Raw genomic sequence first — 23802 nt, 5'->3', positions numbered from 1 at the left:
CCCGCAGCACCGTCAGGTGAGGGCCCGGTCATCGTCCGCGGTGGCCGGGCCGTCCTGCGTCCCCCTCAGGGCGAGCGCTGCCTGCACGAGCGCGAGGTGGCTGAAGGCCTGGGGGAAGTTGCCGGCCATCCGTCCGCCGTCGGCGTCGTACTCCTCGGAGAGCAGCCCGACGTCGTTGGCGAGCCCGCAGAGCCGGTCGAAGAGCGCGCCCGCCTCCGCGCGCCGGCCAGCGACGGCGAGCGCCGAGACCAGCCAGAACGAGCAGGCGAGGAACGGGTGCTCGTGCCCGCTCAGCCCGTCGACGCCCGAGCTGGTGCGGTAGCGCAGGAGCAGGCCGTCGCGGAGTAGGTCCTGCTGCACCGCTTCGATCGTGCCGAGCACGCGCGGGTCGTCGCCGGGCAGGAAGCCCACCAGGGGGATCACCAGCAGCGAGGCGTCGACCTCACGGGTGTCGTAGTGCTGGGTGAACGTGCCGCGCTCGGCGTCGTAGCCCTTGTCCAGCACCTCCTGCCGGACACGGTCGCGCAGCGCGCGCCACCGCTCCACCGGCCCCGGGAGGCCGTGGTCCTCCACAGCGCGCACCGCGCGGTCGAAGGCGACCCACACCATCACCCGCGAGTGGGTGAAGTGCCGTTGCGGGCCGCGGATCTCCCACAGCCCGTTGTCCGGCTCGTCCCAGTGGTCGGCGAGCTCGTCCACGAGAGCCCGCTGCAGCGACCATGAGTTGCCGGTCTCCTCCAGACCCGCCCGGCGGGCCAGGTCGAGGGCGATCATCACCTCGCCGAGCACGTCGTTCTGGCGCTGGGACACGGCGCCGTTGCCGATGCGCACCGGTCGGCTCCCGGCGTACCCCGCGAGGTGCCCCAGCTCGCGCTCGGGCAGCTCGCGACCACCGTCGACGGTGTACATGATCTGCAGGTCGGCCGGGTCGCCGGCCACCGCCCTCAGCAGCCACCGGCGCCAGCCGAGCGCCTCCTCGTCGTAGCCGGCGCCGAGCAGCGACTCGAGGGTCAGTGCGGCGTCGCGCAGCCAGCAGTAGCGGTAGTCCCAGTTGCGCTCGCCGCCGAAGTCCTCGGGCAGCGACGTGGTCGGGGCGGCCACGATGCCGCCGGTCTCCTCGTGCGTCATCAGCATCAGGGTGAGCAGGCTGCGCTGCACCAGCGCGGCGTGCGGGACGTCGTCGGGCGCGCGCTCGGACCAGGCCCGCTGGTGGTCGGTGGTGGCGCGGATCCGCTCGGTGAGCCCGAGCGGGGCCGGCACGTCCCTCCAGGAGCGCACCCACGTCATCGAGAACGTCATCTCCTCGCCGGCCGCGAGGTCGAACTCGTCAAAGTGGTGGCCCTCGCGGCCGCGCGGCAGCCGTGGCCCGCGCAGCACCAGCTTGTCGGGCCCGGCGACGGCGACCACCACGTCCTCGTCGTGCGCCTGCTCGCGACTGACCCACGGGCGCACCCGGCCGTAGTCGGTACGGACCCGCCAGTCGTGGCGGACCCGCACCCGTCCCTGCGTGCAGGTGAGGCGGCGCACGACGTCGGCCCGACCGTCGCCGGTGGGCATCACGTCGAGGAGCACCAGCTCGCCGTCGGCGGTCGTGAAGGTCGTCTCGAGCAGCGCCGTGCCGTCGACGTAGCGCCGCCGCGTCGAGGTCACCTCGTCGGCCGGCGCCAGCAGCCAGCGACCGTTCTCCTCCGTGCCCAGCAGGGCGGCGAAGCAGGCGGGGGAGTCGAAGCGCGGCAGGCACAGCCAGTCGATCGATCCGTCGGAGCCGACCAGCGCCGCGGTGCCGCGGTCGCCGATCAGGGCGTAGTCCTCGATGGGGAGGGGCATGCGGCTAGTGTCGCCGACATGTGGATGCCGGAGGCGCACAGCGTGCTCGAGCAGCTGGCGCGGCGCGGGGAGACGGTCGCGACGGCCGAGTCGCTCACGGGCGGCCTGCTCGCGTCCCGGCTCACCGACGTCCCGGGTGCGTCGCGGTCGGTGGTCGGTGGGGTGGTCGCCTACGCGACGCGCGTCAAGGTGTCGCTGCTCGGCGTGCCCGAGGCCGTCGTGGCCACGCACGGCGTGGTGTCGGCGGAGTGCGCGGCGGCGATGGCCGACGGCGTACGGCGTCGTCTCGACGCCACCTGGGGGATGTCCACGACCGGCGTCGCGGGCCCCGACGAGCAGGAGGGCAAGCCCGTCGGCACCGTGTGGATCGCGGTCGCCGGACCGGACGGCGCACGCACACGCGAGCTCACCCTCGACGGCGACCGCGACGCGGTGCGCCAGGCGACCTGCACGGCCGCGCTGGCCCTCCTCGAGCAGGCCGTCGGCGACGAAGGACGGATGTTGCCCCGGGAAGAAACCCACCTCGGGTAGCGTTGGGCCCACGACTCCACTCGACGAGAGCAAGGACTTCGCGCATGGTTCTCTTCCGACGACTGCTCGGTGAGGTGCTGCGAGGCGCCCGGATGCAGCGCGGGATGACCCTGCGGGACCTCTCGGCCGAGGCCCGGGTGAGCCTGGGCTACATCTCGGAGATCGAGCGGGGGCAGAAGGAGGCGTCCTCCGAGCTGCTCGCCTCGCTGTGCCAGGCGATGGACCTCCCGCTGTCGGAGGTGCTGCGCGACGTGGCCGACGCGGTCGCGCTCGAAGAGGTCGCCCTCGGTCTCGTGTCCAGCGCCCCGATCGAGGCCGGCGACGTGGTGGCCTCCGCGGCCTAGCGCCGGCTCAGGGCGCGGGCTGGCAGCTCGGGCACCAGTACGCCGCGCGGTCGCGCGGCGGATCACCCAGCATGTCGACCACGATGGTCGTCCCGCACCGGCGGCACGGCGACTTGTCACGGCGGTAGACCCAGAGTCGCTCCCGCGGGCGCAGGTTGCCCGTGGTGGACTGGATCGCCCGCTCCTTGTTGACCTCGAGCATCTGCTTGGCGCGGCGGAGCAGCCGAGGCAGGTCGCGGACACCGGACACCGGCGTGGCCGGGTGCACGCCACTGGTGAAGCACAGCTCGGCCATGTACATGTTGCCGATGCCGGCGAGGTTGCGCTGGTCGAGCAGCGCCTGGCCCACCGGGCGGGCGGGCTCGCTCGCCAGCCGGGCGAGCGCCCGGTCGGGGTCCCAGTCGGGCCCGAGCAGGTCGGGCCCGAGGTGGGCGGTCAGCGCCGCCTCCTCGTGGCGCGCGACCACCTCGACGATGCCGAGGGAGAAGCCGACGGCTCGGCGTCCCTCGATGCCGAGCACCACCCGCACCTGCTCGGCGGGCCGGCGCCACCGGTCGCCGTCGGCGTAGATGTGCCAGGACCCCTCCATCTTGAGGTGGGTGTGGAGGGTCCACGCGCGCTCGTGGTCGATGCGGGTGAGCAGGTGCTTGCCCCGTGACAGGCTGCGCACGACCGTGCCGCCGGTGAGGTCGAGGGTGGCGAAGGACGGCACGCGGAAGTCGGTGACGGTCAACCTGTGCCCGGTGAGCGCCCGGTCGAGCGCGGCGGCCGACCGGAACACGGTGTCGCCCTCAGGCACGCAGCCTCAGTCCCTTGGGCGTCGCGACGAAGCCGGCGGCGGCCAGCGCCTGGCGGATCGGGGTGTCGCCACCCCCGCCGATGAGCGGCAGCCCGTCGGCCTTCTCGACCGTGAGCCGCCCCAGCGCCCCGCGGCCGGCAGCCTCGGCGAGCGCGGCGACGGCGGGGGTGAGGACCTCCTCGTCCTCGGTCCAGGTGAGCAGCGTGCGACCGCCGCGCTCGACATAGACGGTGAGCGCGCCGTCGACCAGCACCACCATCGCGCCGGCCTTGCGGCCGGGCCGGTGGCCCGAGCGCTCGGCGTCGGCCTCCGGCCACGGCAGGGCCGCGCCGAAGACGTTGGCGGGGTCGGTGGCGGCGAGGGCCACGACCTCCGGCTTGCCGCCGGAGGCGGAGGCCGGCTCGGAGAAGGTGCGCAGCCGGTCGATGGACCCGGCGGTGCCGAACTGGGCCGCGCCGAGGCCCTCGATGAAGTAGCCCCGGCGGCAGCGCCCGGAGTCCTCGAACGCGCTCAGCACCTTGTAGACCCCGGCGAACCCGCCCGCGACGCGCTCGCTGACGACGGCGCCACGGGTGACCACACCATGCCGCTCGAGGAGGTGCTCGGCGCGGGCGTGGGCGCGGCGGGTCGGGTCCTCGTCGCGCTCGGGCAGGAGGGCCCAGCGGCCGGCGGTCTCGGGCGGCCCGGTGCGGGCGGGCATCCGGCCGCCGCCGCGGCCCGGCCGGCCGAGCCGGGGCGGAGTACGGCGGGTGCGGTGGGACGGCGTGCCGCTGCGGACCAGGGCGCGGAGCGGGGTGAGGGTGTCGTTGGTGACCCGGCCCTGCCAGACCAGCTCCCACAGGGCGGCGGACAGCTCGGCGTCGCTGGTGGCGCCGACGCGGTCGGCCAGCTGGCGGAAGAACCAGGCGCCTCCGGGGTCGAGCGCGTCGAGCACGGCGCGCTGCAGGCCGGTCGGCTCGTCGGCCTCGACCTCGGGGAGGGTCAGGTGGGCCTGGTCGGCGAGGTGGAGGCTCACCCAGCCGTCGCTGCCGGGCAGCGGCGCGTGCCCCGCCCAGATGACCTCCCCGGAGGCGGTGAGCTCGTCGAGCATGGACGGCTCGTAGTCGCGGACCCGCGCGGCGAGCACCAGCGGCTCGAGCGCGCTGGCGGGGACGGGGCAGCCCGCGAGCTGGTCGATGGCGGTCACGACCCCGTCGACCCCGCGCAGCTGGCTGCGGCCGGTGCCGCCGACGCGCTGCCAGGCGGGGAGGAACCGGGCCACGGCGTCCTGGGCGACGGGCTCGATCTCCTGGCGCAGCCGCGCCAGCGAACGGCGGCGCAGCTTGCGCAGCACCTCGGCGTCGCACCACTCGCTGCCCGAGCCGGACGGGCGGAACTCGCCGTCGAGCACCCGGCCGCGGTGGGCCAGCCGCTGGAGGGTCTGGCGGGCCACGGCCTCGCCGAGACCCAGCCGGGAGGCGACCTCGGCGGTGGTGAACGGACCGTGGCTGCGGGCGTAGCGCGAGACCAGGTCGCCGAGCGGGTCCTCGGGGAGCTCGAGGAAGGCGTCGGGGGTGCCGACCGGCACCGGGACCCCGAGCCCGTCGCGCAGGCGCCCGATGTCCTCGATCGCGGTCCACCGGTCCTCACCGGCCATCCGGACCGGGAGGACGCGCCGGGCTCCGCCGAGGTCGGCGAGCCAGCCCTCGACGTCGGCGCCCTCGACGGCACGCGCCCGGATCTCCTCGGTCGCGAGCGGTCCGACGAGGCGGAGCAGGTCGGCCACGCCCTCGGCGCTGCGGGCGCGCCGGTCGTCGGCGAGCCACTGCAACTCGGCCTCCACCTCGGCGAGCACCTCGGGGTCGAGCAGCTCGCGCAGCTCGGCGCGGCCGAGCAGCTCGGCCAGCAGGCCCTGGTCGAGGGACAGCGCAGCGGCGCGGCGCTCGGCGATGGGGGAGTCGCCCTCGTAGACGAACTGGGCGACGTAGCCGAAGAGCAGGCTGCGCGCGAACGGGCTGGGCGTGGTGGTGGCGACGTCGACGACCGTGACCTCGCGGCGCTGCACCCGCCCGAGCAGCGCGACGAGGGCGGGCAGGTCGTAGACGTCCTGGAGGCACTCGCGCACCGCCTCGAGGACGATCGGGAACGAGGGGTACTTCGAGGCGACCTCGAGCAGCTGCGCGCTGCGCTGGCGCTGCTGCCACAGCGGGCTGCGACGGCCGGGGTCGCGGCGGGGCAGCAGGAGCGCGCGGGCCGCGCACTCGCGGAACCGGCTGGCGAACAGTGCGGAGCCGCCGACCTCCTGGGTGACGAGCTGCTCGATCTCCTCGGGCTCGAAGACGATGACCTCGCCCGTGGGCGGCTCGGCGTCGGTGTCGGGGATGCGGATCACGATGCCGTCGTCAGAGGCGACCGCCTGGCCGTCGACGTCGAACCGCTCGCGCAGTCGCGCGTTGATGGCCAGCGCCCACGGTGCGTGGACGGGGGTGCCGTAGGGGGAGTGGACGACCAGGCGCCAGTCGCCGAGCTCGTCGCGGAAGCGCTCGACGACGACCTGCGAGTCGTGCGGCACGACCTGGGTCGCCTCGCGCTGCTCGGTGAGGTAGGTGACGAGGTTGGTCGCGGCGTAAACGTCCAGGCCGCGCTCCTTGACCTTGGCGACGGCCTTGGCCGGGGCCAGGGCGGCGAGCTCGCGGGTGAAGGCGCCGACGGCGGCGCCCAGCTCGGCGGGACGGCCCAGGGCGTCGCCCTTCCAGAACGGCAGCCGCCCGGGGATGCCCGGGGCGGGCGTGACCAGCACGCGGTCGTGGGTGATGTCCTCGATGCGCCAGCTCGTCGCACCGAGCGCGAAGACGTCACCGACGCGGGACTCGTAGACCATCTCCTCGTCGAGCTCTCCGACGCGGCTGGCCTTCTCGCCGACGAGGAAGACGCCGAACAGTCCGCGGTCGGGGATGGTGCCGCCGCTGGTGACGGCGAGGCGCTGCGCGCCGGGACGGCCGCTGAGGGTGTTGGTGACGCGGTCCCACACGATGCGAGGCCGGAGCTCGGCGAACTCGTCGCTCGGGTAGCGCCCGCTGAGCAGGTCGAGGGTGGCGTCGAAGGCGCTGCGCGGGAGCTGGGCGTAGGACGCGGCACGCTGCACGAGGGCGAACAGCTCGTCGACCTGCCACTCCTCCATGGCCAGCGCCGCGACGACCTGCTGGGCGAGGACGTCGAGCGGGTTGGTGGGCACGGCCATCTTCTCGATGGCACCGGTGCGCATCCGCTCGACCGCGACCGCCGTCTGCGCGAGGTCGCCGCGGTGCTTGGGGAACAGCACGCCGCGGCTGGTCTCGCCGACCTGGTGGCCGGCACGACCCACGCGCTGCAGGGCGCTGGCCACGCTCGGCGGGGACTCGATCTGGATGACGAGGTCGACCGAGCCCATGTCGATGCCGAGCTCGAGGCTGCTCGTGGCGACGACGCAGGGGAGGCGGCCCCGCTTGAGGTCGTCCTCGATGACGGCGCGCTGCTCCTTCGACACCGAGCCGTGGTGGGCCTTGGCGATCACGGTCTCGACGCCGGCGCTCTGCCCGGACTGCGCCATCACCTGGGCGGGCGCACCCCGCTTCGGGCGGGTGCCCTCCGCCGCCGTCTCGGCCTCGAGCGCCGCTCGCTCCGCGCGGTCGGAGGCGATCTCGTTGAGGCGGGCGGTCAGCCGCTCGGCGAGGCGGCGGGAGTTGGCGAAGACGATGGTCGAGCGGTGCTGCTCGACGAGGTCGACCACGTGCTCCTCGACGTGGGGCCAGATGCTGGTGGAGCGACCGGGGTCGCCGGACTCCTCGTCGTACTCCTCCGGCATCGTCATGTCCTCGACGGGCACGACGACCCGCAGGTCCCACTCCTTGGTGCTGGGTGGGGCGACGATCTCCACGGGCTGGCTGCCACCCAGGAATCGCGCCACCTCCTCCAGCGGGCGCACCGTCGCGCTGAGGCCGATGCGCTGGGCGGGGCGCTCGAGCAGGGCGTCGAGGCGCTCGAGGCTGATGCCGAGGTGGGCGCCGCGCTTGGTGCCGGCGACGGCGTGCACCTCGTCGATGATCACGGTGTCGACGCCGCGCAGCGTCTCGCGCGCCTGGCTGGTGAGCATCAGGAACAGCGACTCGGGGGTGGTGATGAGGATGTCGGGGGGAGTCGTGCCGAGCTTGCGCCGGTCGGCCGGGCTGGTGTCACCGGAGCGGAGGCCGACCGTGACGTCGGGGACGGTGGCCTCGAGCCGCTCGGCGGTGTTGCGGATGCCGGTGAGCGGGGCGCGCAGGTTGCGCTCGACGTCGACGCCCAGCGCCTTGAGCGGCGAGATGTAGAGCACCCGCGTGCGCTGCGACTTGTCGTCGGGCCGCTCCGTGCTGAGCAGGCGGTCGATGGCGTGGAGGAAGGCGCTGAGCGTCTTGCCGCTGCCGGTCGGCGCCACGACGAGCGCGTGCTTGCCCGCGGCGATGGCGTCCCAGGCGCCCTCCTGCGCCGGCGTCGGGCTGGCGAAGGACGCCTCGAACCAGGCGCGCGTCGGCGCGCTGAAACGGTCGAGGGCGGTCATGGTCGTCAGTGTGTCACCGGGGTCCGACAGTGGACCTCGCCCTTCGGGCTGGGCGGCGGGAGGGCCGGCGACCCGCCGCGCGACGCCGCCGGTCACCGGAAGGCGCCCCACGGGTGCCTAGGGTGCGGACGGTGGACAACTCCCGCGACATCATCGAGTCGAGCCGACCGCCCAAGCCGCCGAGGGCCGGGCAATCGGGTGAGCCCGGCACCCCGCCGACGGCGCGCGTCCTGCCGTTGACCGTGGCGCTGGCCACCCTGGCGTGCGCGGCGTTCACCGGCATCACCGCGTGGGAGGTGCACCAGGACCGCGTCAACAACCAGCGGATCTACTGCACCTTCTACGTCGACAGCCTGTCGGACAACGAGGGCGTGGCCGAGGACGAGGTCCGACGGATCCGTGAGCTCGGCGCCGAGCTCGACTGCTGAAGCCTCCTCGAGCCGACCGCCCTGCAGGCGCTGGACCCCACGGCTCGGGCGCCCCTAGTCTCGCGAGCATGGGCCGGTCGGCACGTCGGGTGGTGAGGGCGGGCGTGGTGCTGGCCTCCCTCGCCTGCCTGCTGATCGCGCTGCTGCTGCTCGAGGCGACCGGTGGGCACGACGGGTGGCTGTGCGAGTGGGGGATCGACTCCGACGGTGCGGGCACGACCATCAGCGGGTGCGGCTGAGGCCGGTCCTAGGCTCGACCGCATGCAGACCCCATGGGCACGACGGGTGGAGGCGTTCGCCGAGGCGGCGGACTGGTTCGTGGCGACCGCCGGCGCGGTCGGGGACCGGTGGCACGAGCCCGGTCTGGGGGAGTGGGACGTGCGCAGCCTGGTCGGGCACACGAGCCGGTCGCTGCTGACGGTCGAGGCCTACCTCGCCCGGCCGGCCGAGACCGTGGAGGTGGGCTCGACCGCGGCCTACTACGAGGCGACCAGGGAGATGGCCGCCGGTCCCGAGGTCGCGGAGCGGGGGCGCGAGGCTGGGCGGGCGCTCGGGGACCGGCCGGAGGTCGCGGTCCGCGACATCGCGGGGCGCGTGCTGCCGGTCGTGGCGGCGTGCCACGGCACGGAGCTGGTCACGACCATCGCCGGCGGGATGCGGCTGGCCGACTACCTGCCCACCCGCACGTTCGAGCTGGTCGTTCACACCCTCGACCTCGCGGCAGCGCTCGGCGTGCCGGCGCAGCCGCCGTCCGTGCCGGCGGCCGAGGCGCTCGCCCTCGTCTCGGAGCTCGCCGTCGCGGGCGGTGCCGCCGGTCCGCTCCTCCGCGCGGCGACCGGCCGCGACCAGCTGGGACCGGGGTTCTCAATCCTCTGACCGCGCCGGTCGCCGAGCCGCCCGGCTCAGTCCAGGATGACGTCGAGGCCCTGCTCGCGCAGGCGAGCCAGGCCGTCGAGCATCGCCTGCAGGGCCTCCGGCGGGTGCGGCTGCCAGTCGTGCACCTCGTGCAGCACGCGCAGCGCGTGGTGGGTGCGGTAGGACTCGGTCGGGTTGCCGGGGAACTTCTTGTCGGTGACGTTGGGGTCGTCCTCGAAAGGGCCGAGCGGCTCGACGGCGTACACGTGGCCGTGTCCGTCCAGCCCCGCGAGCGCGGTCGCCAGCTGCGCGTCCCAGGCTGCGGTGCTCTCCAACGTGGTGAAGTAGATGTGGTGCAGGGCGCGATCGGCGTCGTAGTTGGAGGCGTAGCCCGCGACGAGGTCGTCACCGGGGCGCAGCACGACCTTGGTGCCGTGCAGGAACGGCCCCGAGACGTGGTCGTGGTGGTCGAAGGTGACCGGTACCCGCTCGCTCATGCGCCGGCCCGAGGGTCGTCGAGAACGTCGCGCCACGAGTGCTGCGGCTCGAAGCCGACCAGCGAGCGTGCCTTGTCGATGGAGTAGAACGTCTCGTCGCGGCCCATCTCGCGGCGCACCTCCACGCCGTCGTAGAACTGCTCGATCACCTCGTCGGTCGTGGCGGCCACCGACATGTCGGCGTTCGCGACGTTGAAGACCTCGTAGCCCAGCCCGTCGGTCTCCAGGCAGCGCTGCACCATGTGGCCGAGGTCGCGCACGTCGATGTAGGCGAAGATGTTGCGCCGCCGCAGCGACGGGTCCTCGAGGAACGGCGGGAACATCTCGGCGTACTCGTGCGGCTCGATGACGTTGTTGATCCGCAGGCCGTAGACGTCGGTGCCGCTGCGGGCCTGGAACGAGCGCGCCGTGACCTCGTTCGCGACCTTCGACGTCGCGTAGGAGTCCTCCGGCACCGTGGGGTGCTCCTCGTCGACCGGGACGTAGAGCGGCTTGCGCTCGCCCTGCGCGAAGCACACGCCGTAGGTCGTCTCCGACGAGGCGAAGACGACCTTCGGGATGCCGAGGCGGGTGGCCGCCTCGAGGACGTGGTAGGTGCTGAGGACGTTGGTCGCGTAGGTCGCGGCGTCGGGCACCCGCAGGATCGCGGGGACTGCCGCGAAGTGCACGACGGCGTCGTAGGACGGCTTCTCGGGCAGGTCGAGCTCCTCGAAGGTCGCGAGCCCGGCGAGCGCGGAGTAGACCTCGCCCGCGTCGGTGAGGTCGACACGGAGGTCGTGGACGTCGGGGTGGTCGAGGGGGACCATGTCGGCGTTGGTGACCTGGTGTCCCTGGGCGGCGAGCTGGGGGGCGACGTGGCGGCCGGCCTTGCCGCTGCCACCGGTGAAGAAGATGCGCATGGCCCCCTTCCTACCGTGGCAGGGCACGGCGCGGCACACCCCGCCGGCCGGTCCGCCCTCACCTCACCAGGGCTGCACCCCGGTCTCGTCGGAGAACGTCCCGGTCGGCCCGTCGTCGGGGAGCGTCGCGAGGTCGAGGAAGACCGCGGCGCCCTGCTCGGGCGTGCGGGTGCCGCGGTGGCCGTTGAGGTCGGTGGCGACGTAGCCCGGGCACCCGGCGTTGACGAGGATCCCCGTGCCGGCGAGCTCCTTGGCGTACTGCACCGTGAGGGCGTTGAGGTAGGTCTTGGTGGGGGAGTAGGCGCCGGAGAGCGGACCGTACGGCTCGTCCTGGGCGGTCTGGAGCCCGAGCGACCCGACCGTGCTGGAGACGTTGACGATGCGCGGCGAGGTGCCGCGGCGCAGCATCGGGAGCATCGCGTTGGTGACCCGGATGACGCCGAGGACGTTGACGTCCACGACGCCCAGGACCTGGGCGGCGGTCACCCGGGACGGCTCCTGCGGCATCCCGCCGGTGATGCCGGCGTTGTTCACCAGCACGTCGAGCCCGCCGTCGGCTTCGAGCCGGGCGGCCGCGGCGGCCACGCTGGCGTCGTCGGTGACGTCGAGCGCGACCCCGAACACGTCGTGCCCGTCGGCGCGGAGCTTCGCGACCGCCTCCTCGCGGCGCACGTCGTCGCGGGCGCCGACGCCGACGCGGAAGCCGCGCCCGGCGAGCCCGGCGGCGATCGCGAGGCCGATGCCCTTGTTGGCGCCGGTGACCAGCGCCGTCCTCTTCTGGTTCGTGGTGTCTGACATGCCTCGATCCTGCGCGCGCCGACGGCGGCGGACCAGGACCGATCGGGTCGCCGCCGATACCGCGGCGGTATGAGCGCAGGTCAGCGCGTAGGCTGAGCGTCGTGGAGACCCGCGAGCTGCGCTACTTCGTCGCCGTCGCCGAGGAGGAGCACGTCGGCCGGGCCGCCGAGCGGCTGGGGATGGCCCAGCCGCCGCTGTCGCGGGCGATCGCCCAGCTCGAGCGCCGGCTCGGCGCGGCCCTCTTCGAGCGCACCCCGCGCGGCATGGCCCTCACCGGGGCGGGCGAGGTGCTGCTCCGCGAGGGGCGGGCCGCCCTCGCCGCCGTCGAGGCCGCCGAGCGCCGCACCCGCCGCGCGTCGACCTCCGCAGGCCCGGCGGGGATCGTGCTGACCGCGAAGGCGGGCGCGTCGACGGAGCTGATGGCCAAGCTGCTCGACGCGCACGCCGCCGAGCCCGACGCCGTGCCCGTCGAGGTGGTGCTCAGCTCGCCGGGCCACCAGGCGCTCATGCTCCGGGACGGACGGGCGGACGTCGCCCTGCTGCACGAGCCGTTCGACGACGTCAGCGGCTTCGACACCGAGCAGCTGCAGGTGGAGGACCAGGTGCTGGTCCTGCCCGCCGGCCACCCGGCCAGCACCCGGCCCTCGCTGACCCTCGCCGAGGCGTCGTCCCTGCCCGACCTGCCGCTCCCGCGCTGGCCGCACCTCGACGGCACCTACCCCGACGGCCCCGGGCCCGAGCTGCGCGACCTGACCCAGGTGCTGCAGCTCGTACGCCTCGGGCGGACCGCGATCGTGCTGCCGGAGGGCGTGCGCGCCTCCCTCGGCGAGGGCCTGGCGGTCGTGCCGCTCTCCGACGCGCCGCGCGTCACCACCGTCATCGCCTGGCCCCCGCACAGCACCTCGGCGGCCGTCGCCGCACTGGTGCGCACGGCCTCCCGGCTCTGAGGCTGGGCGCCGCTGCCGCACCTACCGCGAGCCGGTCTCCCGCAGCCGCGCCGCGACCGGTGCCAGGCACGCCTCGAGCTCCGCGAGCTCGGCGGCCGACAGGGCAGCGTACGGCGCCCACGCGAGGCGGTCGGTGAGCGCCTCGATGCGGTCCTTGGTGGCACGACCCGCCGGAGTGAACCGTCCCTCGTCGTCGACGAGGCCCCGGTCGCGGAGCCCGGCCATCAGGTCGTCGAGGAAGGCACGCGGGTGGTGGTGGATGCGGCCGAAGGTCTCGGCCGGGTGGATGCCCATGTCGAGCGCGGACAGCACGTGGGACTCGACGCCGCCGACGCCCTCGGACACCAGCGCCACGACGTGGCCGTCGCCGCGGTGCTCGCGCAGCACGTCGGCGCAGTGCCACAGCCGGGCGAGCGGCTCGTCGGGCACCGGCAGCGAGCGGAGCGCGGCGTACATCACCCGTCCGCCGACCGGGGCGCCGCTCGCCGCGACGGCCAGCAGGTCCGCGGCGCGGGCGAGACCGGGCGAGGCGACCAGCTCGTCGCCGAGGATCCGGCGCAGCGCTGCGACGCAGCCCTGCTGGCGGGCCTCACGCGCTGCCTCGGGGGTGGTCGTCCGCCACACCTTCGGCACGTGCCGGGCGACCTCGCCGGGCCCGAAGCTGTAGAACGCCGCGTCCACGACCTCGGCCGGCACCCGTCCCAGGGGCGCCGACCGGCCCGCGAAGTAGCCGTCCCAGTACGTCGTGAACCCGAGCGCGGCCATGGCGTCGTTCGGCTCCTCGGAGAAGAAGCTCACCAGGCAGACCGGCTCGGTGAGGTCGAACATCCGGCGCGCGGCGGCCGCCTGGGCCTGGGTGGCGGGGTGGGTCATCGGTCTCCTCCGTGGTGCGGTGCGGCCGGGCGTGCGGCCCGGGTGCGGTTGTGGGACGCGCGGCGGAGCAGGACCGCCCGCTCGCCCTCGTTGCGGGTGAGCCCGGCGGCCCGCTCGAAGGCGTCGGCGGCCTCGTCGTGCCGCCCGGCGCGCTCGAGCAGGTCGCCGCGCACGCCGGCCGGCAGCGGCGAGTCGCCGAGCGCCCCGTCCTCGAGCGCCTCGAGCACGGCGAGGCCCGCCGCCGGTCCGTGCGCCCGACCGTGGGCCACGGCGCGGTTGACCTCGACGACCGGTCCGGGCGCAGCCTCGGCGAGGACGTCGTAGAGCGCTGCGATGCGGGACCAGTCGGTGTCCTCGGGCCGCCGCGCGAGCGCGTGCTGCGCCGCGATGGAGGCCTGGAGGAAGTAGCGGCCCACCGGCGTCCCGGCGGCGGCCAGGGCCGTGGCCCGTTCCAGCGCGGCGAGCCCGCGGCGGATGCCCACCTCGTCCCACAGCCCGCGGTCCTGGTCCTCCAGCAGCACCGGCTCGCCGGTCGCCGAGAGCCTGGCCGCCGTGCGCGAGCCCTGCAGCTCGAGCAGCGCCTGGAGCCCCAGCACCTCGGGCTCGTCGGGCGCGAGGTCGGCGAGCATCCGGGACAGCCGGGTGGCCTCGACGACGAGGTCGGTCCGCATCCAGTCCTCGCCGGCGGTGGCGGAGTAGCCCTCGTTGAAGATCAGGTAGAGCACGGCCATGACGTCGTCGAGCCGCGCGGTGCGCTCGGCGCCGGTGGGCAGCTCGAGCTCGACCCGCGCGCGGGCGAGCGTGCGCTTGGCCCGCGAGATCCGCTGGCCCATCGTGGCCTCGGTGGTGAGGAAGCCGCGGGCGATCTCCGCGGTGGTGAGACCGCCGACGAGCCGCAGCGTGAGCGCGGCGCGCGACTCCGGCGTCAGGGAGGGGTGGCAGGCGAGGAACACCAGCCGGAGGACGTCGTCCTCGATCCGGTCGACCTGGTCGTCGAGGTCGGGCACGTCGGCCTCCTCTCCCCGCGCGAGGCCGTGCCCGAGCTCGGTCACCTTGCGGCGCAGCGTGTCCGCGCGCCGGAAGTGGTCGATGCCGCGGCGGCGGGCCGTGGTCATCAGCCAGGCGGACGGGTTGTCCGGGATGCCGGAGACCGGCCACTGCTCGAGCGCGGCGAGGAGCGCGTCCTGCGCGAGGTCCTCGGCGAGCTCGACGTCGCGGGTCATCCGGGTCAGGACGCCGACGAGGCGGGCCGACTCGGCCCGCCACGCGGCGGTCACGGCCCTCGTGGGGTCGTCGGTGGGTCCAGCCGGCACCGGGCCAGCGTAGTGACGCCCGGTCAGTCGGTGGGCTCCTCGGGACCCTCGGAGATCTGGCGCATGGTGGCGACCACGGTGACCTCGGGCCAGTGGTCGGCGTGCAGCTGAGCGAACAGCTGCTGGTCGGCGATCGCGGCCTCGACGGTGTCGTACTCGGTGATCGCCCAGCCTCCGACGACCTCCTTGCCCTCGGCGTACGGGCCGTCGACGCGGGTCACCTCGCCCTTGCGCACGACGAAGTTCACGGCGTCCTCGGTGCCGTAGAGGCCGCCGCCGTCGACGAAGCGGCCGTCGGCCGCGCGCTCGCCGATGTAGGCGTCCATCGCCTCGAACAGCGACTTCGGGGGAATCCCGACGTTCTCCTCCATGCGGACGAATCCCATGAAACGCGGCATCGTTCTCAACTCCTGGGTGGTGGGTGGACTGCTGTCTCGCACGTACGTCGGACGGGCGGGGCCGGCTTCGACATCGCCCCCGGAAGTTTTTCCGACGACGGGGGTCGCTTGCCACCCCGGCGCACGATGGGTCCATGGGACACCTCGCACGCACCCTCGGCGGCCTCGCGGCCGGACTGGTCGCCGCCGCCACCGCGGGGTGCTCGGCAGGGAGCGGCGACACCGCTGCCTCCGGCGCCCTCGGCCCGGCGACGGGCGAGGGTGAGCGCGACTGGCCCTTCGCCGTCGAGGAGGTGGGCCGCTACGACGAGCCGTGGGCGATGGCGTTCCTGCCGGGCTCGGGCGACCTGCTGGTGACCGAGCGCAGCGGCGTGCTGCACCTGCGCGACGCCGGGACGGGCGCGCAGGTCGAGGTCTCCGGCGTGCCCGACGTCGTCGATGCCGGGCAGGGCGGGCTCGGCGACGTGGTGCCGGCGCCGACCTACGAGCAGGACGGCACGGTCTACCTCAGCTGGGTGGAGGCGGGGGACGGCGGCACGGGAGCGGTCGTCGGACGGGCCCGGCTCGACACCGGTGACGGCGAGGCGGCCCTGGAGGGCCTCGAGGTGGTGTGGCGGCAGGTCCCGAAGGTCGAGGGCGACGGCCACTTCAGCCACCGCATCGCCTTCTCCCCGGACGGTCGCCACCTGTTCGTCACCTCGGGCGAGCGCCAGCAGGGGAGCCCGGCGCAGGACACGACGAACAACCTGGGCTCGATCGTCCGGCTCACTCCCGACGGGGAGCCGGCCCCGGGCAACCCGCTCGAGGACCGCGGCGGCGTCAGCGCCGAGCTGTGGAGCTGGGGCCACCGCAACGCGCTGGGGCTCCAGTTCGCCCCCGACGGCGCGCTGTGGGAGACCGAGATGGGACCCGAGGGCGGCGACGAGCTCAACGTCGTCGAACCCGGCCGCAACTACGGCTGGCCCGAGGTCTCCAACGGCAGCGACTACGGCGGCGGCGAGATCCCCGACCACGCCGAGGGCGACGGGTACGCCGCACCCGCCGCGTGGTGGGACCCGAGCATCTCCCCGGGCAGCCTGCTCGTCTACGACGGCGAGATGTTCCCCGACTGGCGCGGCGACGCGCTCATCGGCGCCCTGTCCGGCGAGGCCCTCGTGCGTGTCGACCTCGACGGGACGACGGCGGGCGAGCAGCAGGTCTTCGACCTCGGCGAGCGCGTCCGCGCGGTCGACGAGGCGCCCGACGGCGCCATCTGGCTGCTCGAGGACGAGGGATCCGGTCGGCTGCTGCGCCTGACCCCGGCGCGCTGACCGGGTCGACGTCAGGTCCGGCGCGGCCGGCGCGCGTCGACGGGGAGGCCGAACTCGGTGAACACCCCCGGGCTGAACCCCACGTGGTCGGGCGGGCGCGACGCCAGCCCCGGCAGGCCGACCGAGTCCATCAGGCCGTCGTTGAGCGCGAGCACCTCCGCGTCGTGCACCGGCCAGGGATCGTGCCGGTTCGGCACGTAGAGCGTGCGCCCGAGCACCGAGCTGTGCAGGCCCCAGCGGGCGCTGAGGAAGTGGTCGAGCTCCGTCGGCTCCCGCCGCGCCCCGGCCCGTACGACGATGCGCGACGACCCGCGCGCGCCGGGCCACCGGAGCCGGGAGACGTACGTGTGGGTGTCGCCGTCGCGCCGGTGACGCATCCGCGACCACCGGTAGGGCACGCCGAACGCGGCGCGCGCCCCCAGCACGACCGCGAGCCGGTCGGCGTCGAGGCTGAGGAAGACGATGCCGCGGCGGCCGGTGTCGTCGACGGAGTAGAGCCGCACGTTGGTCTCGAGGAACGTGCCGAGCCACGGGGTGCCGGGGAGCCGGAACGGCGAGGCGTCGACCATCCGGAACGGGATCAGGCCGACGTAGGTGAGCCCGTCGAGGGTGTCGGGGCGCACGCCGGGCGGCATCCGGTCGGCGACCAGCCGCGGGTCGACGGCCCAGTGCAGGAACGTCAGGTCGCGCCAGTGCTGGTTCATCAGGACCGTCCCGCGCAGCGGCGGTGCGTCGGGCGTGACCGCCTCGGGTGGGCGTCCGGAGCCCCGCGCGACGTCGTGCTCGTCCATGCCGTCGATCCTACGAACCGGTCGCGAGCGCGACGCGCGTCCACAGGCGCAGGACGAGGAGTTTGACGCGGTCCGCTCCGGGGCATCTGAGGAGCACGCGCCACCCGGGTGCCGTCTCGGAACGACCAGGGGACCAGATGTACGGAGACACCGCTGTCATCCGCCGCCTCGCCCAGCAGATGAGCGACCAGGGCACGGAGATCCGCTCGGACGCCGACCGCCTGGTGAAGGCGTCGCAGCTGGTCGTGTGGGAGGGCCGGGCCGCGCAGGCGATGCGCGAGCGGATGGCCGAGCGTGCGGTGGCCCTGCGCCGGACGGCCGACGAGCACGACGACGCCGCCCGGGCGCTGCGCCACCACGCCGACGAGGTCGACCGGCTCAAGGACCTGATCCGTGAGATCGCGCGCCGGGTGCACGGCCTCATCGAGGGGGCGAGGTCGCGGCTGGCGTCCCTGGCCGACAAGGCGATCGACCTGGTCAAGAAGATCACCCCCGACCCGATCGACGAGATGCTCTCCTCCTTCCAGCCGCCGCCCGAGGGGCACAAGGACTGGCTCGACGTGCCCGACCAGATCCCGGGGGCGGGCCGATGAGCACCGTCGTCCTGGGCGCCGACGGCGAGGAGCTCGAGGAGCGCGCCGTCACCCCGCGCCGGGTCCGGTTGCCCCGCGCGGCCGTCGACCGCCTGGCCGAGCTGGTCGGCGTGGAGTCGCCCGCCGCCCAGATGGCAGCGTCCCGCGGCACCATCGAGGGCCTGGGAGCGCGGCTCGGGGCGCTCGGCGCCCCGGGCGGGACGCCCGACGACGCAGCGTCCGAGCCGCCCGGTGCCGACGACGGCCCGGCCGCCGGGACCGAGGACGTCGGCGCGCTGCTGGAGGCGGCCGGCCTGGTCGCGGACGGAGAGCCCACCGAGGAGGGCCGGGCGGTCATGACCGTGTGGCACGGCCCGGTGCTCGCCATCGAGCTCGAGATGCTGCTGGTGCTGCGTCGCGGCCGACCGCGCGTGCGCAGCTGGCACCGCAACCTCGACGACTGGGTGGTGTGCCTGTCCACCGGCGACGGCCGCACCTTCGAGCTGGCGTGGCTCTCCGCCGACGACTGGTGGCTCGAGCTCGGCCGTGCCTCCTGGGTCGCCCCCGACCTGCTGCGGCCCACCCCGCCCGGCGACCCGCTGCCCGACGTCGTCGAGACGCCGTGGGAGCTGCTGCTCGCCACCGGTGAGGCCGTCCAGCGCAACCGCACCGAGCTGCTCGACCAGATGGTCGCCGACTACACCGGCCTGACCCGTTCCGGGGCGGGCGACGACCTCGACGCCGCCGCCGACGCCGACGTGCGCCGCTGGCACGAGCAGCTCGAGAGCGCGGCCCGCGGCCGGCTGCACGGCGCCGTGATGGGCCGCAGCGAGCGCGGGCGACCGGGCGCCGGCATCGTGGAGTGGGTGCTCTTCGCCGACGGCTGGCGCTCGCTCACGCCGTTCGAGCGCGAGGGGTGGCGCATGGTCCGCATCGAGAGGCGCGGCCCGGTCGACCTCTCGAAGGAGCTGGCCGTGCGGGCCGCGGAGGTGACCTCGTGAGCACCGGACAGCTGCCTCCCATCGAGTCCGTCTCCGGAGGCTCCCACGGCGTCGAGGCGGGCTACGAGCAGATGCTCGCGCTCGCCGAGCGCTACGAGTCGCAGGCCGCCGACTTCGTCGAGATGGCCGGACTCGGTGCCAAGGTGATGGCCAACGGCGACCTGCTGGAGTCAGCGATCCTCTCGCCGGGCTCGTTCGCCGACGCCGAGGTGCAGGTCCTCGACGCCACGACCGGCACCGACGGGCTCACCGTCCGCGCGATCGGGATCGAGGCCGACGCGCTCGGCGTACGCGCCGTCGTGGCTGCGTTCAAGGCCAGCGACGCCCTGTCGAAGCACGCCACGGAGATGATCGACAACGCGCTGGGGCGGATGCTGCTCCCGGCCGCGCTGGCCTCGCTCCCCGCGCTGCTCCTGGCGGGCGGTGCAGGCTACGCCTACTACTCCACGCTGTCGCCGGCCGAGCAGCAGGCGCTGGAGAAGCAGCTCGCCGACGACCTCGGCCAGCTCCTGCACGACCACCCCGAGCTCGCGCAGCACCTCATCAACGGCGGTGGCGGGCTGATCCAGACGCTGCTGCCGGGCATCGGGCTCCTCGACCCGGCCGACGGCCCCATCGACCAGGCCACCACCAACGACGCCGCGCGGCTGCTGTCGCTGCTCCTCGGCAACAGCACCGACTACCAGGTGAACCCGCTGTCCGACCTCCCGCCGGGCGTCGGCGCCGAGAGCGAGGTCCCCGGCGACCTGCGCACCCTGATCCAGCAGCTCGACAGGACGAACCAGATCGACGCGAGGGACCCCAACGCCCAAGGGGCCATCCAGATCCAGCAGGTCGGCGACAAGTACATCGTCTACATCCCCGGCACCGACGACATGAGCCCGATCCCGCAGGACGGCGAGCACGCCCGGGACATGGAGACCAACTACCAGCTCATCGGCGGTCTCGACTCCGCCTACGGCAACGGCATCAAGCAGGCGATGCTCGACGCCGGGCTCGAGGGCAAGGACGTGATGCTGGTCGGCCACTCCCAGGGCGGGATGGTCTCGACCTCGCTGGCCGCGGACCCCTCGTTCACGCAGCACTTCAACGTCGAGCACGTCGTCACGGCCGGATCCCCGACGGCGCAGGTGCCGCACCTGCCCGACGGGACGCACGCGATCCACTTCGAGAACCGCGGCGACGCGGTCCCGCTGCTCGACGGCGAGGACAACCCCGACGACCCGAACCGGACCACCATCAAGTTCGACGAGGGCAGCAGCGACATCGGCGGCAACCACGGGCTCGACCACTACGCCAACGGTGCCGCCGCGGCCGACGCGTCCAGCAACGGCTCGATCCAGGACGAGATCGACCGGATGCGCGACGACGGGTACCTCGGCAGCGGCGCGTCCGGCCCGGTGGTGTCCTACCAGGTCACCCGTTGACGGGCTGGTCTGGCAGGCTGCCGTCATGAGGTGGAACGTCTCGGCCGCCGTCGTCTGCCTGGTGCTGGTGCTCAGCGGCTGCGCCAACCCCCTCGACCGGCCGTCGTCCTCGGCGAAGGTCCCGACCGGGTGCGGCGAGTGCACCGCCGAGGTCGCCGACCTGGTCGCCGAGCTCACGTCCTCCGACGCCGTGCTGGACGTGCGCGGCACCCGCCGCACGACGACGGGCAGCGGGTTCCTCGGCATCGGGGTCGACCTCGACGGCGACGACGTCGTCTCCGCCGACCTCGACGCGCTCTTCGACGGCGTCGCCGAAACGGCCTGGCGGTCCGGGGTCACACCGCTCGACACGCTGAGCGTGTCGGGCGTCCTGCGCAACGGCTACGCCGAGACGGTGGCCTACGACTTCGGTGCCGACCGTGCCGCCTTCGAGAAGAGGTGGGGTGCGCGTCCGAAGGGGAGCGACTGGACGCCGGTGCCCGACGAGGCCGACGAGTCCGACGGGCTGGTCGGGTGCGAGGTGGACGGCTGCCACGACCTGTTCCGCGGGGTGGCCCGCGACGCGTCCGCGCTGCCGGGGGTGACGGCGGTGCTGTCGTCCGCCTACGCCCGCGACACGCCCACCAACGCATCGTCGGCCGACGTCGACGTGGAGTCCGACGGCACGGTCGCGGTCGACGACCTCGCCGAGCAGGTCGCCGAGATCGTCTGGCGCTCGACGATCTCACCGATCGACGCCATCAGCGTCACGGTCGAGACGCCGGACGGCGGCTTCCCCGACGACGTCACGTTCCAGATCGACCCCGACCACGGCCGCGACCACGAGCGGCTCCAGGAGATGTGGGGGCCGCGCCCTGTCGGGTAGGCGGCGTTCCCTCGTCTAGGGTCGGTGCACGTGACGGAATCCATGATCTCGGCGCGGGGGCTGCGCAAGTCGTTCGGAGACTTCGAGGCCGTCAAGGGCATCGACGTCGACGTGATGCGGGGCGAGGCGTTCGGCTTCCTCGGCCCCAACGGCGCGGGCAAGTCGAGCACGATGCGGATGATCGCCTCCGTCAGCCCGGTGAGCGGGGGCGAGCTGCGCATCCTCGGCCTGGACCCCGCGACCGACGGCCCGGCGATCCGCGGCCGGCTGGGGGTCTGTCCGCAGGAGGACACGCTCGACAACGAGCTCAACGTCTTCGACAACCTCTACATCTACGGCCGCTACTTCGGCCTCGACCGCGCCACCTGCCGCGAGCGCGCGAGCGAGCTGCTGGAGTTCGCGCAGATCACCGACAAGGCCAAGGCCAAGGTCGAGGACCTCTCCGGCGGCATGAAGCGCCGCCTCACCATCGCGCGCAGCCTCATCAACAACCCCGACGTGCTGCTCCTCGACGAGCCGACCACCGGGCTCGACCCGCAGGCCCGCCACGTCCTGTGGGACCAGCTCTTCCGCCTCAAGCAGGCCGGCGTCACCCTCGTCATCACCACCCACTACATGGACGAGGCCGAGCAGCTGTGCGACCGGCTGGTCGTGATGGACAAGGGCGTGATCGCCGCCGAGGGCTCGCCCCGCGAGCTGATCGACGCCCACTCCACCCGCGAGGTCGCCGAGCTGCGCTTCGGCGTCGGCGAGCACGAGGCCCTGGCCGGCAAGGTGGAGGACCTCGGCGAGCGCGTCGAGGTGCTGCCCGACCGGCTGCTGGTCTACAGCGACCACGGCGAGGAGGTCGTCACTGCCGTGATCGAGCGCGGGCTCCAGCCCGTCGCGACGCTCGTGCGCCGCTCCACCCTCGAGGACGTCTTCCTGCGCCTCACCGGCCGGAGCCTGGCCGACTGATGGCCACCACGACGCCCCGGCCCGCCGGCACCCTCTCCGTGTGGGAGGGCCTGACCCGCCAGTACGACTACTGGCTCACCGTCTACAGGCGCACCTGGCGCGGGGGAGTCGCCAACTCCTTCGCGACCCCGCTGTTCTACGTCCTGGCGATGGGCGTGCTCCTCGGCGGCTTCATCGACGCCGACCCCGATCGGCTCGAGGGCGCCACCTCCTACCTCGCCTTCATCGTCCCCGGCCTGGTCGCGGCGCACGCCATGACGATCGCGGTCAGCGAGTCGACGTACCCGGTGATGGGGGCGATCAAGTGGCACAAGACGTTCTTCGCCCAGCTCGCCACGCCGCTCGCCGTCCGCGACCTGGTCAACGCGTTCCTGGCCTTCGTGGTGTTCCGCGTGGCCTCGGCGTGCGGGGTGTTCATGCTGGTGCTCGCGCCGTTCGGCGTCTTCGAGACGTGGTGGGGCCCGGTGCTGGCGTGGCTGGCGCAGGTGCTGGTGGGCACGGCCTTCGCGACGCTCACCTTCGGCTACTCCGCCCGGCTGCGCTCGGAGGAGGGCTTCGGCCTGCTGTTCCGCCTCGGGGTGCTCCCGCTGACGTTGTTCTCCGGCGCCTTCTTCCCGATCAGCAACCTCGGGCCGGTGCTCGAGTGGGTCGCCCGGCTGACCCCGCTGTGGCACGGCGTCTCGCTGTCGCGGATGTTCTGCCTCGACACCGTCGACTGGCCGCTGGCCCTCGTCAACGCCCTCGTCCTGGTGGTGCTCGTCGTGGTCGGCTGGGTGTGGTCGGTGCGCGGGCTCGACAAGCGGCTGGACGTGTGAGGTGGCCGTCCTCGACCGGGTCGCGATCCCCGCTCCGCTGACGCCGGTGGGCGCCGCGCGGCTGCTCGTCCTGCGCAACTTCATCGTCTACAAGTCGGCCTGGAAGCTCTTCCTCACCGGCTTCCTCGAGCCGGTGCTCTACCTCTTCTCGATCGGCATCGGTGTCGGCCAGCTCATCGACACCTTCGAGTTCCACGGCGAGCAGGTGCCCTACGCCGCCTTCGTCGCGCCCGCCATGCTCGCCACCTCGGCCTTCAACGGCGCCCTGCTCGACAGCACCTTCAACGTCTTCTTCAAGCTGAAGTACGAGAAGCTCTACGACCAGATGCTGGCCACCCCGCTCTCCACGGGCGACATCGCCCGGGGCGAGATCATCTGGGGCCTGCTGCGCGGCTCGGTCTACTCGGCGGCCTTCCTCGTCGTGATGCTGGCCATGGGACTGGTCGAGTCGTGGTGGGCGGTGCTGGCGCTCCCGGCGACGGTGCTGATCGCGTTCGCCTTCTCGGCCGTGTGCATGGCCCTGACGACGTGGATGAAGTCCTGGCAGGACTTCGACAAGATCACGCTCGCGCAGATGCCGCTGTTCCTGTTCTCCGCGACCTTCTTCCCCGTCGAGGCGTTCGGCGACGGCGTGCTGCGCTGGGTCGTCGAGGCCACCCCGCTCTACCGCGGCGTCGTGCTCTGCCGCGAGCTCACCACCGGCGTCGTGACGTGGGCGTCGGCCGTCTCGGTGGTCTACCTCGTGGCGATGGGACTCGTGGGCCTCGTCGTCGTACGCCGCCGGCTCGACCGGTTGTTGCTCACCTGACCTGACGTAGCGGAGGCTGAGTGCGTTCCCGGCTCCGTCCGCCGAGTGGTGGGCGAGGATGACTGCGTGCCCACGACGAGTGCGGTGCCGGTGACGTACCAGGTGCGTCACGGATTCCGCACTCGTCCCGACGCCCTGGTCGCGGCAGACCCGGACGCTCGTCATTGCGCAGATGTAGCTCCCGGCCTGCGC

General features: G+C 73.8%; 24 protein-coding genes. 14 read left to right on the top strand and 10 right to left on the bottom strand.

Going from position 1 to position 23802, the window contains the following annotated elements; translation table 11 throughout:
* Positions 1–12 precede the first annotated feature (12 nt).
* The gene (locus ACFFJG_RS14770) at positions 13–1827 is read right to left on the bottom strand and encodes a glycoside hydrolase family 15 protein (protein ID WP_378519545.1); all 1815 of its coding nucleotides are present in this window, start codon (positions 1825–1827) and stop codon (positions 13–15) included.
* A gap of 18 nt (positions 1828–1845) precedes the next feature.
* On the opposite strand from ACFFJG_RS14770, the gene ACFFJG_RS14765 reads away from it, so the two are divergent.
* Positions 1846–2358 carry a CinA family protein gene (locus ACFFJG_RS14765; protein WP_378519544.1) on the top strand — a complete coding sequence of 171 codons (513 nt, stop codon included), beginning with the start codon at positions 1846–1848 and terminating at the stop codon, positions 2356–2358.
* Between the two features lie 44 nt (positions 2359–2402).
* Entirely contained in the window at positions 2403–2702 is a 300-nt protein-coding gene (locus ACFFJG_RS14760; protein WP_378519543.1) for a helix-turn-helix domain-containing protein, read from the top strand.
* Between the two features lie 7 nt (positions 2703–2709).
* Here the strand turns inward: ACFFJG_RS14760 and ACFFJG_RS14755 are convergent, their stop codons facing one another.
* Positions 2710–3501: a DNA-formamidopyrimidine glycosylase family protein gene (locus ACFFJG_RS14755; RefSeq protein WP_378519542.1), complete on the bottom strand. Its 792-nt coding sequence runs from the start codon at positions 3499–3501 to the stop codon at positions 2710–2712.
* Positions 3494–8056 carry an ATP-dependent helicase gene (locus ACFFJG_RS14750; protein WP_378519541.1) on the bottom strand — a complete coding sequence of 1521 codons (4563 nt, stop codon included), beginning with the start codon at positions 8054–8056 and terminating at the stop codon, positions 3494–3496. The genes ACFFJG_RS14755 and ACFFJG_RS14750 overlap by 8 nt, the downstream gene beginning before the upstream one ends.
* A gap of 131 nt (positions 8057–8187) precedes the next feature.
* Between ACFFJG_RS14750 and ACFFJG_RS14745 the strand changes: the two genes are divergently transcribed.
* From ACFFJG_RS14745 to ACFFJG_RS14735, 3 genes are all read left to right on the top strand, one after another.
* Positions 8188–8484: a hypothetical protein gene (locus ACFFJG_RS14745; RefSeq protein ID WP_378519540.1), complete on the top strand. Its 297-nt coding sequence runs from the start codon at positions 8188–8190 to the stop codon at positions 8482–8484.
* Between the two features lie 68 nt (positions 8485–8552).
* The gene (locus ACFFJG_RS14740) at positions 8553–8723 is read left to right on the top strand and encodes a hypothetical protein (RefSeq protein ID WP_378519539.1); all 171 of its coding nucleotides are present in this window, start codon (positions 8553–8555) and stop codon (positions 8721–8723) included.
* A 22-nt stretch (positions 8724–8745) separates the two neighbouring features.
* Positions 8746–9360, top strand: coding sequence for a maleylpyruvate isomerase N-terminal domain-containing protein (locus ACFFJG_RS14735; protein WP_378519538.1), 615 nt, complete (start codon positions 8746–8748; stop codon positions 9358–9360).
* A 26-nt stretch (positions 9361–9386) separates the two neighbouring features.
* Here the strand turns inward: ACFFJG_RS14735 and arr are convergent, their stop codons facing one another.
* The 3 genes from arr to ACFFJG_RS14720 form a co-directional block, all read right to left on the bottom strand.
* Positions 9387–9836, bottom strand: coding sequence for an NAD(+)--rifampin ADP-ribosyltransferase (arr, locus tag ACFFJG_RS14730; RefSeq protein ID WP_378519537.1), 450 nt, complete (start codon positions 9834–9836; stop codon positions 9387–9389).
* Entirely contained in the window at positions 9833–10735 is a 903-nt protein-coding gene (locus ACFFJG_RS14725; RefSeq protein ID WP_378519536.1) for an NAD-dependent epimerase/dehydratase family protein, read from the bottom strand. Before ACFFJG_RS14725 ends, arr begins: the two co-directional genes overlap by 4 nt.
* A 63-nt stretch (positions 10736–10798) precedes the next feature.
* Positions 10799–11533: an SDR family oxidoreductase gene (locus ACFFJG_RS14720; RefSeq protein WP_378519535.1), complete on the bottom strand. Its 735-nt coding sequence runs from the start codon at positions 11531–11533 to the stop codon at positions 10799–10801.
* A gap of 101 nt (positions 11534–11634) precedes the next feature.
* On the opposite strand from ACFFJG_RS14720, the gene ACFFJG_RS14715 reads away from it, so the two are divergent.
* Positions 11635–12480: a LysR family transcriptional regulator gene (locus ACFFJG_RS14715; protein WP_378519534.1), complete on the top strand. Its 846-nt coding sequence runs from the start codon at positions 11635–11637 to the stop codon at positions 12478–12480.
* 21 nt (positions 12481–12501) lie between these two features.
* Here the strand turns inward: ACFFJG_RS14715 and ACFFJG_RS14710 are convergent, their stop codons facing one another.
* Genes ACFFJG_RS14710 through ACFFJG_RS14700 form a run of 3 tightly spaced genes read right to left on the bottom strand, consistent with a single transcriptional unit; the run spans position 12502 to position 15052 of the window.
* Positions 12502–13353: an SCO6745 family protein gene (locus tag ACFFJG_RS14710; protein ID WP_378519533.1), complete on the bottom strand. Its 852-nt coding sequence runs from the start codon at positions 13351–13353 to the stop codon at positions 12502–12504.
* Complete coding sequence (locus tag ACFFJG_RS14705; protein WP_378519532.1) at positions 13350–14666, bottom strand: RNA polymerase sigma factor; 1317 nt, start codon at positions 14664–14666, stop codon at positions 13350–13352. Before ACFFJG_RS14705 ends, ACFFJG_RS14710 begins: the two co-directional genes overlap by 4 nt.
* Positions 14667–14689: 23 nt before the next feature.
* Entirely contained in the window at positions 14690–15052 is a 363-nt protein-coding gene (locus tag ACFFJG_RS14700) for a YciI family protein (protein ID WP_378519531.1), read from the bottom strand.
* A gap of 146 nt (positions 15053–15198) precedes the next feature.
* Here ACFFJG_RS14700 and ACFFJG_RS14695 point away from each other — a divergent pair, with 146 nt between their 5' ends.
* A complete protein-coding gene (locus tag ACFFJG_RS14695; RefSeq protein ID WP_378519530.1) occupies positions 15199–16374 on the top strand; it encodes a PQQ-dependent sugar dehydrogenase in 1176 nt (391 codons plus the stop codon).
* Positions 16375–16385: 11 nt separating this feature from the next.
* On the opposite strand, the gene ACFFJG_RS14690 is transcribed toward ACFFJG_RS14695, so the two are convergent.
* Complete coding sequence (locus ACFFJG_RS14690; protein ID WP_378519529.1) at positions 16386–17165, bottom strand: YqjF family protein; 780 nt, start codon at positions 17163–17165, stop codon at positions 16386–16388.
* A 137-nt stretch (positions 17166–17302) separates the two neighbouring features.
* Here ACFFJG_RS14690 and ACFFJG_RS14685 point away from each other — a divergent pair, with 137 nt between their 5' ends.
* The 7 genes from ACFFJG_RS14685 to ACFFJG_RS14655 are packed head-to-tail and all read left to right on the top strand — an operon-like array spanning position 17303 to position 23610.
* Positions 17303–17758, top strand: a complete 456-nt coding sequence (locus ACFFJG_RS14685) for a WXG100 family type VII secretion target (RefSeq protein ID WP_378519528.1) — start codon at positions 17303–17305, stop codon at positions 17756–17758.
* Positions 17755–18738: a hypothetical protein gene (locus ACFFJG_RS14680; RefSeq protein WP_378519527.1), complete on the top strand. Its 984-nt coding sequence runs from the start codon at positions 17755–17757 to the stop codon at positions 18736–18738. The genes ACFFJG_RS14685 and ACFFJG_RS14680 overlap by 4 nt, the downstream gene beginning before the upstream one ends.
* Positions 18735–20165: a PGAP1-like alpha/beta domain-containing protein gene (locus tag ACFFJG_RS14675; RefSeq protein WP_378519526.1), complete on the top strand. Its 1431-nt coding sequence runs from the start codon at positions 18735–18737 to the stop codon at positions 20163–20165. The genes ACFFJG_RS14680 and ACFFJG_RS14675 overlap by 4 nt, the downstream gene beginning before the upstream one ends.
* A 25-nt stretch (positions 20166–20190) precedes the next feature.
* Positions 20191–21030, top strand: a complete 840-nt coding sequence (locus ACFFJG_RS14670; protein WP_378519525.1) for a hypothetical protein — start codon at positions 20191–20193, stop codon at positions 21028–21030.
* Positions 21031–21060: 30 nt separating this feature from the next.
* Positions 21061–21987: an ABC transporter ATP-binding protein gene (locus tag ACFFJG_RS14665; protein ID WP_446686235.1), complete on the top strand. Its 927-nt coding sequence runs from the start codon at positions 21061–21063 to the stop codon at positions 21985–21987.
* Positions 21987–22802: an ABC transporter permease gene (locus ACFFJG_RS14660; protein ID WP_378519524.1), complete on the top strand. Its 816-nt coding sequence runs from the start codon at positions 21987–21989 to the stop codon at positions 22800–22802. Before ACFFJG_RS14665 ends, ACFFJG_RS14660 begins: the two co-directional genes overlap by 1 nt.
* 1 nt (position 22803) lies before the next feature.
* On the top strand, positions 22804–23610 hold the full coding sequence (locus ACFFJG_RS14655; protein WP_378519523.1) for an ABC transporter permease: 807 nt from the start codon (positions 22804–22806) through the stop codon (positions 23608–23610).
* Positions 23611–23802 lie beyond the last annotated feature (192 nt).

Source organism: Nocardioides zeicaulis (genome assembly GCF_042432345.1).
Taxonomy (GTDB): Bacteria; Actinomycetota; Actinomycetes; order Propionibacteriales; family Nocardioidaceae; genus Nocardioides; species Nocardioides zeicaulis.
Note: the sequence above shows the minus strand (reverse complement) of the source record. Positions and strands in the feature narration are given on the sequence as shown.

What these genes read in the sequence shown, in the direction of transcription:
- ACFFJG_RS14660 (WP_378519524.1), top strand. Translation starts at nt 21,987, where the DNA reads ATGGCCACCACGACGCCCCGGCCCGCCGGCACCCTCTCCGTGTGGGAG.
- ACFFJG_RS14690 (WP_378519529.1), bottom strand. Translation starts at nt 17,165, where the DNA reads ATGGACGAGCACGACGTCGCGCGGGGCTCCGGACGCCCACCCGAGGCG.
- ACFFJG_RS14720 (WP_378519535.1), bottom strand. Translation starts at nt 11,533, where the DNA reads ATGTCAGACACCACGAACCAGAAGAGGACGGCGCTGGTCACCGGCGCC.
- ACFFJG_RS14760 (WP_378519543.1), top strand. Translation starts at nt 2,403, where the DNA reads ATGGTTCTCTTCCGACGACTGCTCGGTGAGGTGCTGCGAGGCGCCCGG.
- ACFFJG_RS14695 (WP_378519530.1), top strand. Translation starts at nt 15,199, where the DNA reads ATGGGACACCTCGCACGCACCCTCGGCGGCCTCGCGGCCGGACTGGTC.
- ACFFJG_RS14765 (WP_378519544.1), top strand. Translation starts at nt 1,846, where the DNA reads ATGTGGATGCCGGAGGCGCACAGCGTGCTCGAGCAGCTGGCGCGGCGC.
- ACFFJG_RS14750 (WP_378519541.1), bottom strand. Translation starts at nt 8,056, where the DNA reads ATGACCGCCCTCGACCGTTTCAGCGCGCCGACGCGCGCCTGGTTCGAG.
- ACFFJG_RS14740 (WP_378519539.1), top strand. Translation starts at nt 8,553, where the DNA reads ATGGGCCGGTCGGCACGTCGGGTGGTGAGGGCGGGCGTGGTGCTGGCC.
- arr (WP_378519537.1), bottom strand. Translation starts at nt 9,836, where the DNA reads ATGAGCGAGCGGGTACCGGTCACCTTCGACCACCACGACCACGTCTCG.
- ACFFJG_RS14770 (WP_378519545.1), bottom strand. Translation starts at nt 1,827, where the DNA reads ATGCCCCTCCCCATCGAGGACTACGCCCTGATCGGCGACCGCGGCACC.
- ACFFJG_RS14670 (WP_378519525.1), top strand. Translation starts at nt 20,191, where the DNA reads ATGAGGTGGAACGTCTCGGCCGCCGTCGTCTGCCTGGTGCTGGTGCTC.
- ACFFJG_RS14685 (WP_378519528.1), top strand. Translation starts at nt 17,303, where the DNA reads ATGTACGGAGACACCGCTGTCATCCGCCGCCTCGCCCAGCAGATGAGC.
- ACFFJG_RS14725 (WP_378519536.1), bottom strand. Translation starts at nt 10,735, where the DNA reads ATGCGCATCTTCTTCACCGGTGGCAGCGGCAAGGCCGGCCGCCACGTC.
- ACFFJG_RS14700 (WP_378519531.1), bottom strand. Translation starts at nt 15,052, where the DNA reads ATGGGATTCGTCCGCATGGAGGAGAACGTCGGGATTCCCCCGAAGTCG.
- ACFFJG_RS14680 (WP_378519527.1), top strand. Translation starts at nt 17,755, where the DNA reads ATGAGCACCGTCGTCCTGGGCGCCGACGGCGAGGAGCTCGAGGAGCGC.
- ACFFJG_RS14735 (WP_378519538.1), top strand. Translation starts at nt 8,746, where the DNA reads ATGCAGACCCCATGGGCACGACGGGTGGAGGCGTTCGCCGAGGCGGCG.
- ACFFJG_RS14710 (WP_378519533.1), bottom strand. Translation starts at nt 13,353, where the DNA reads ATGACCCACCCCGCCACCCAGGCCCAGGCGGCCGCCGCGCGCCGGATG.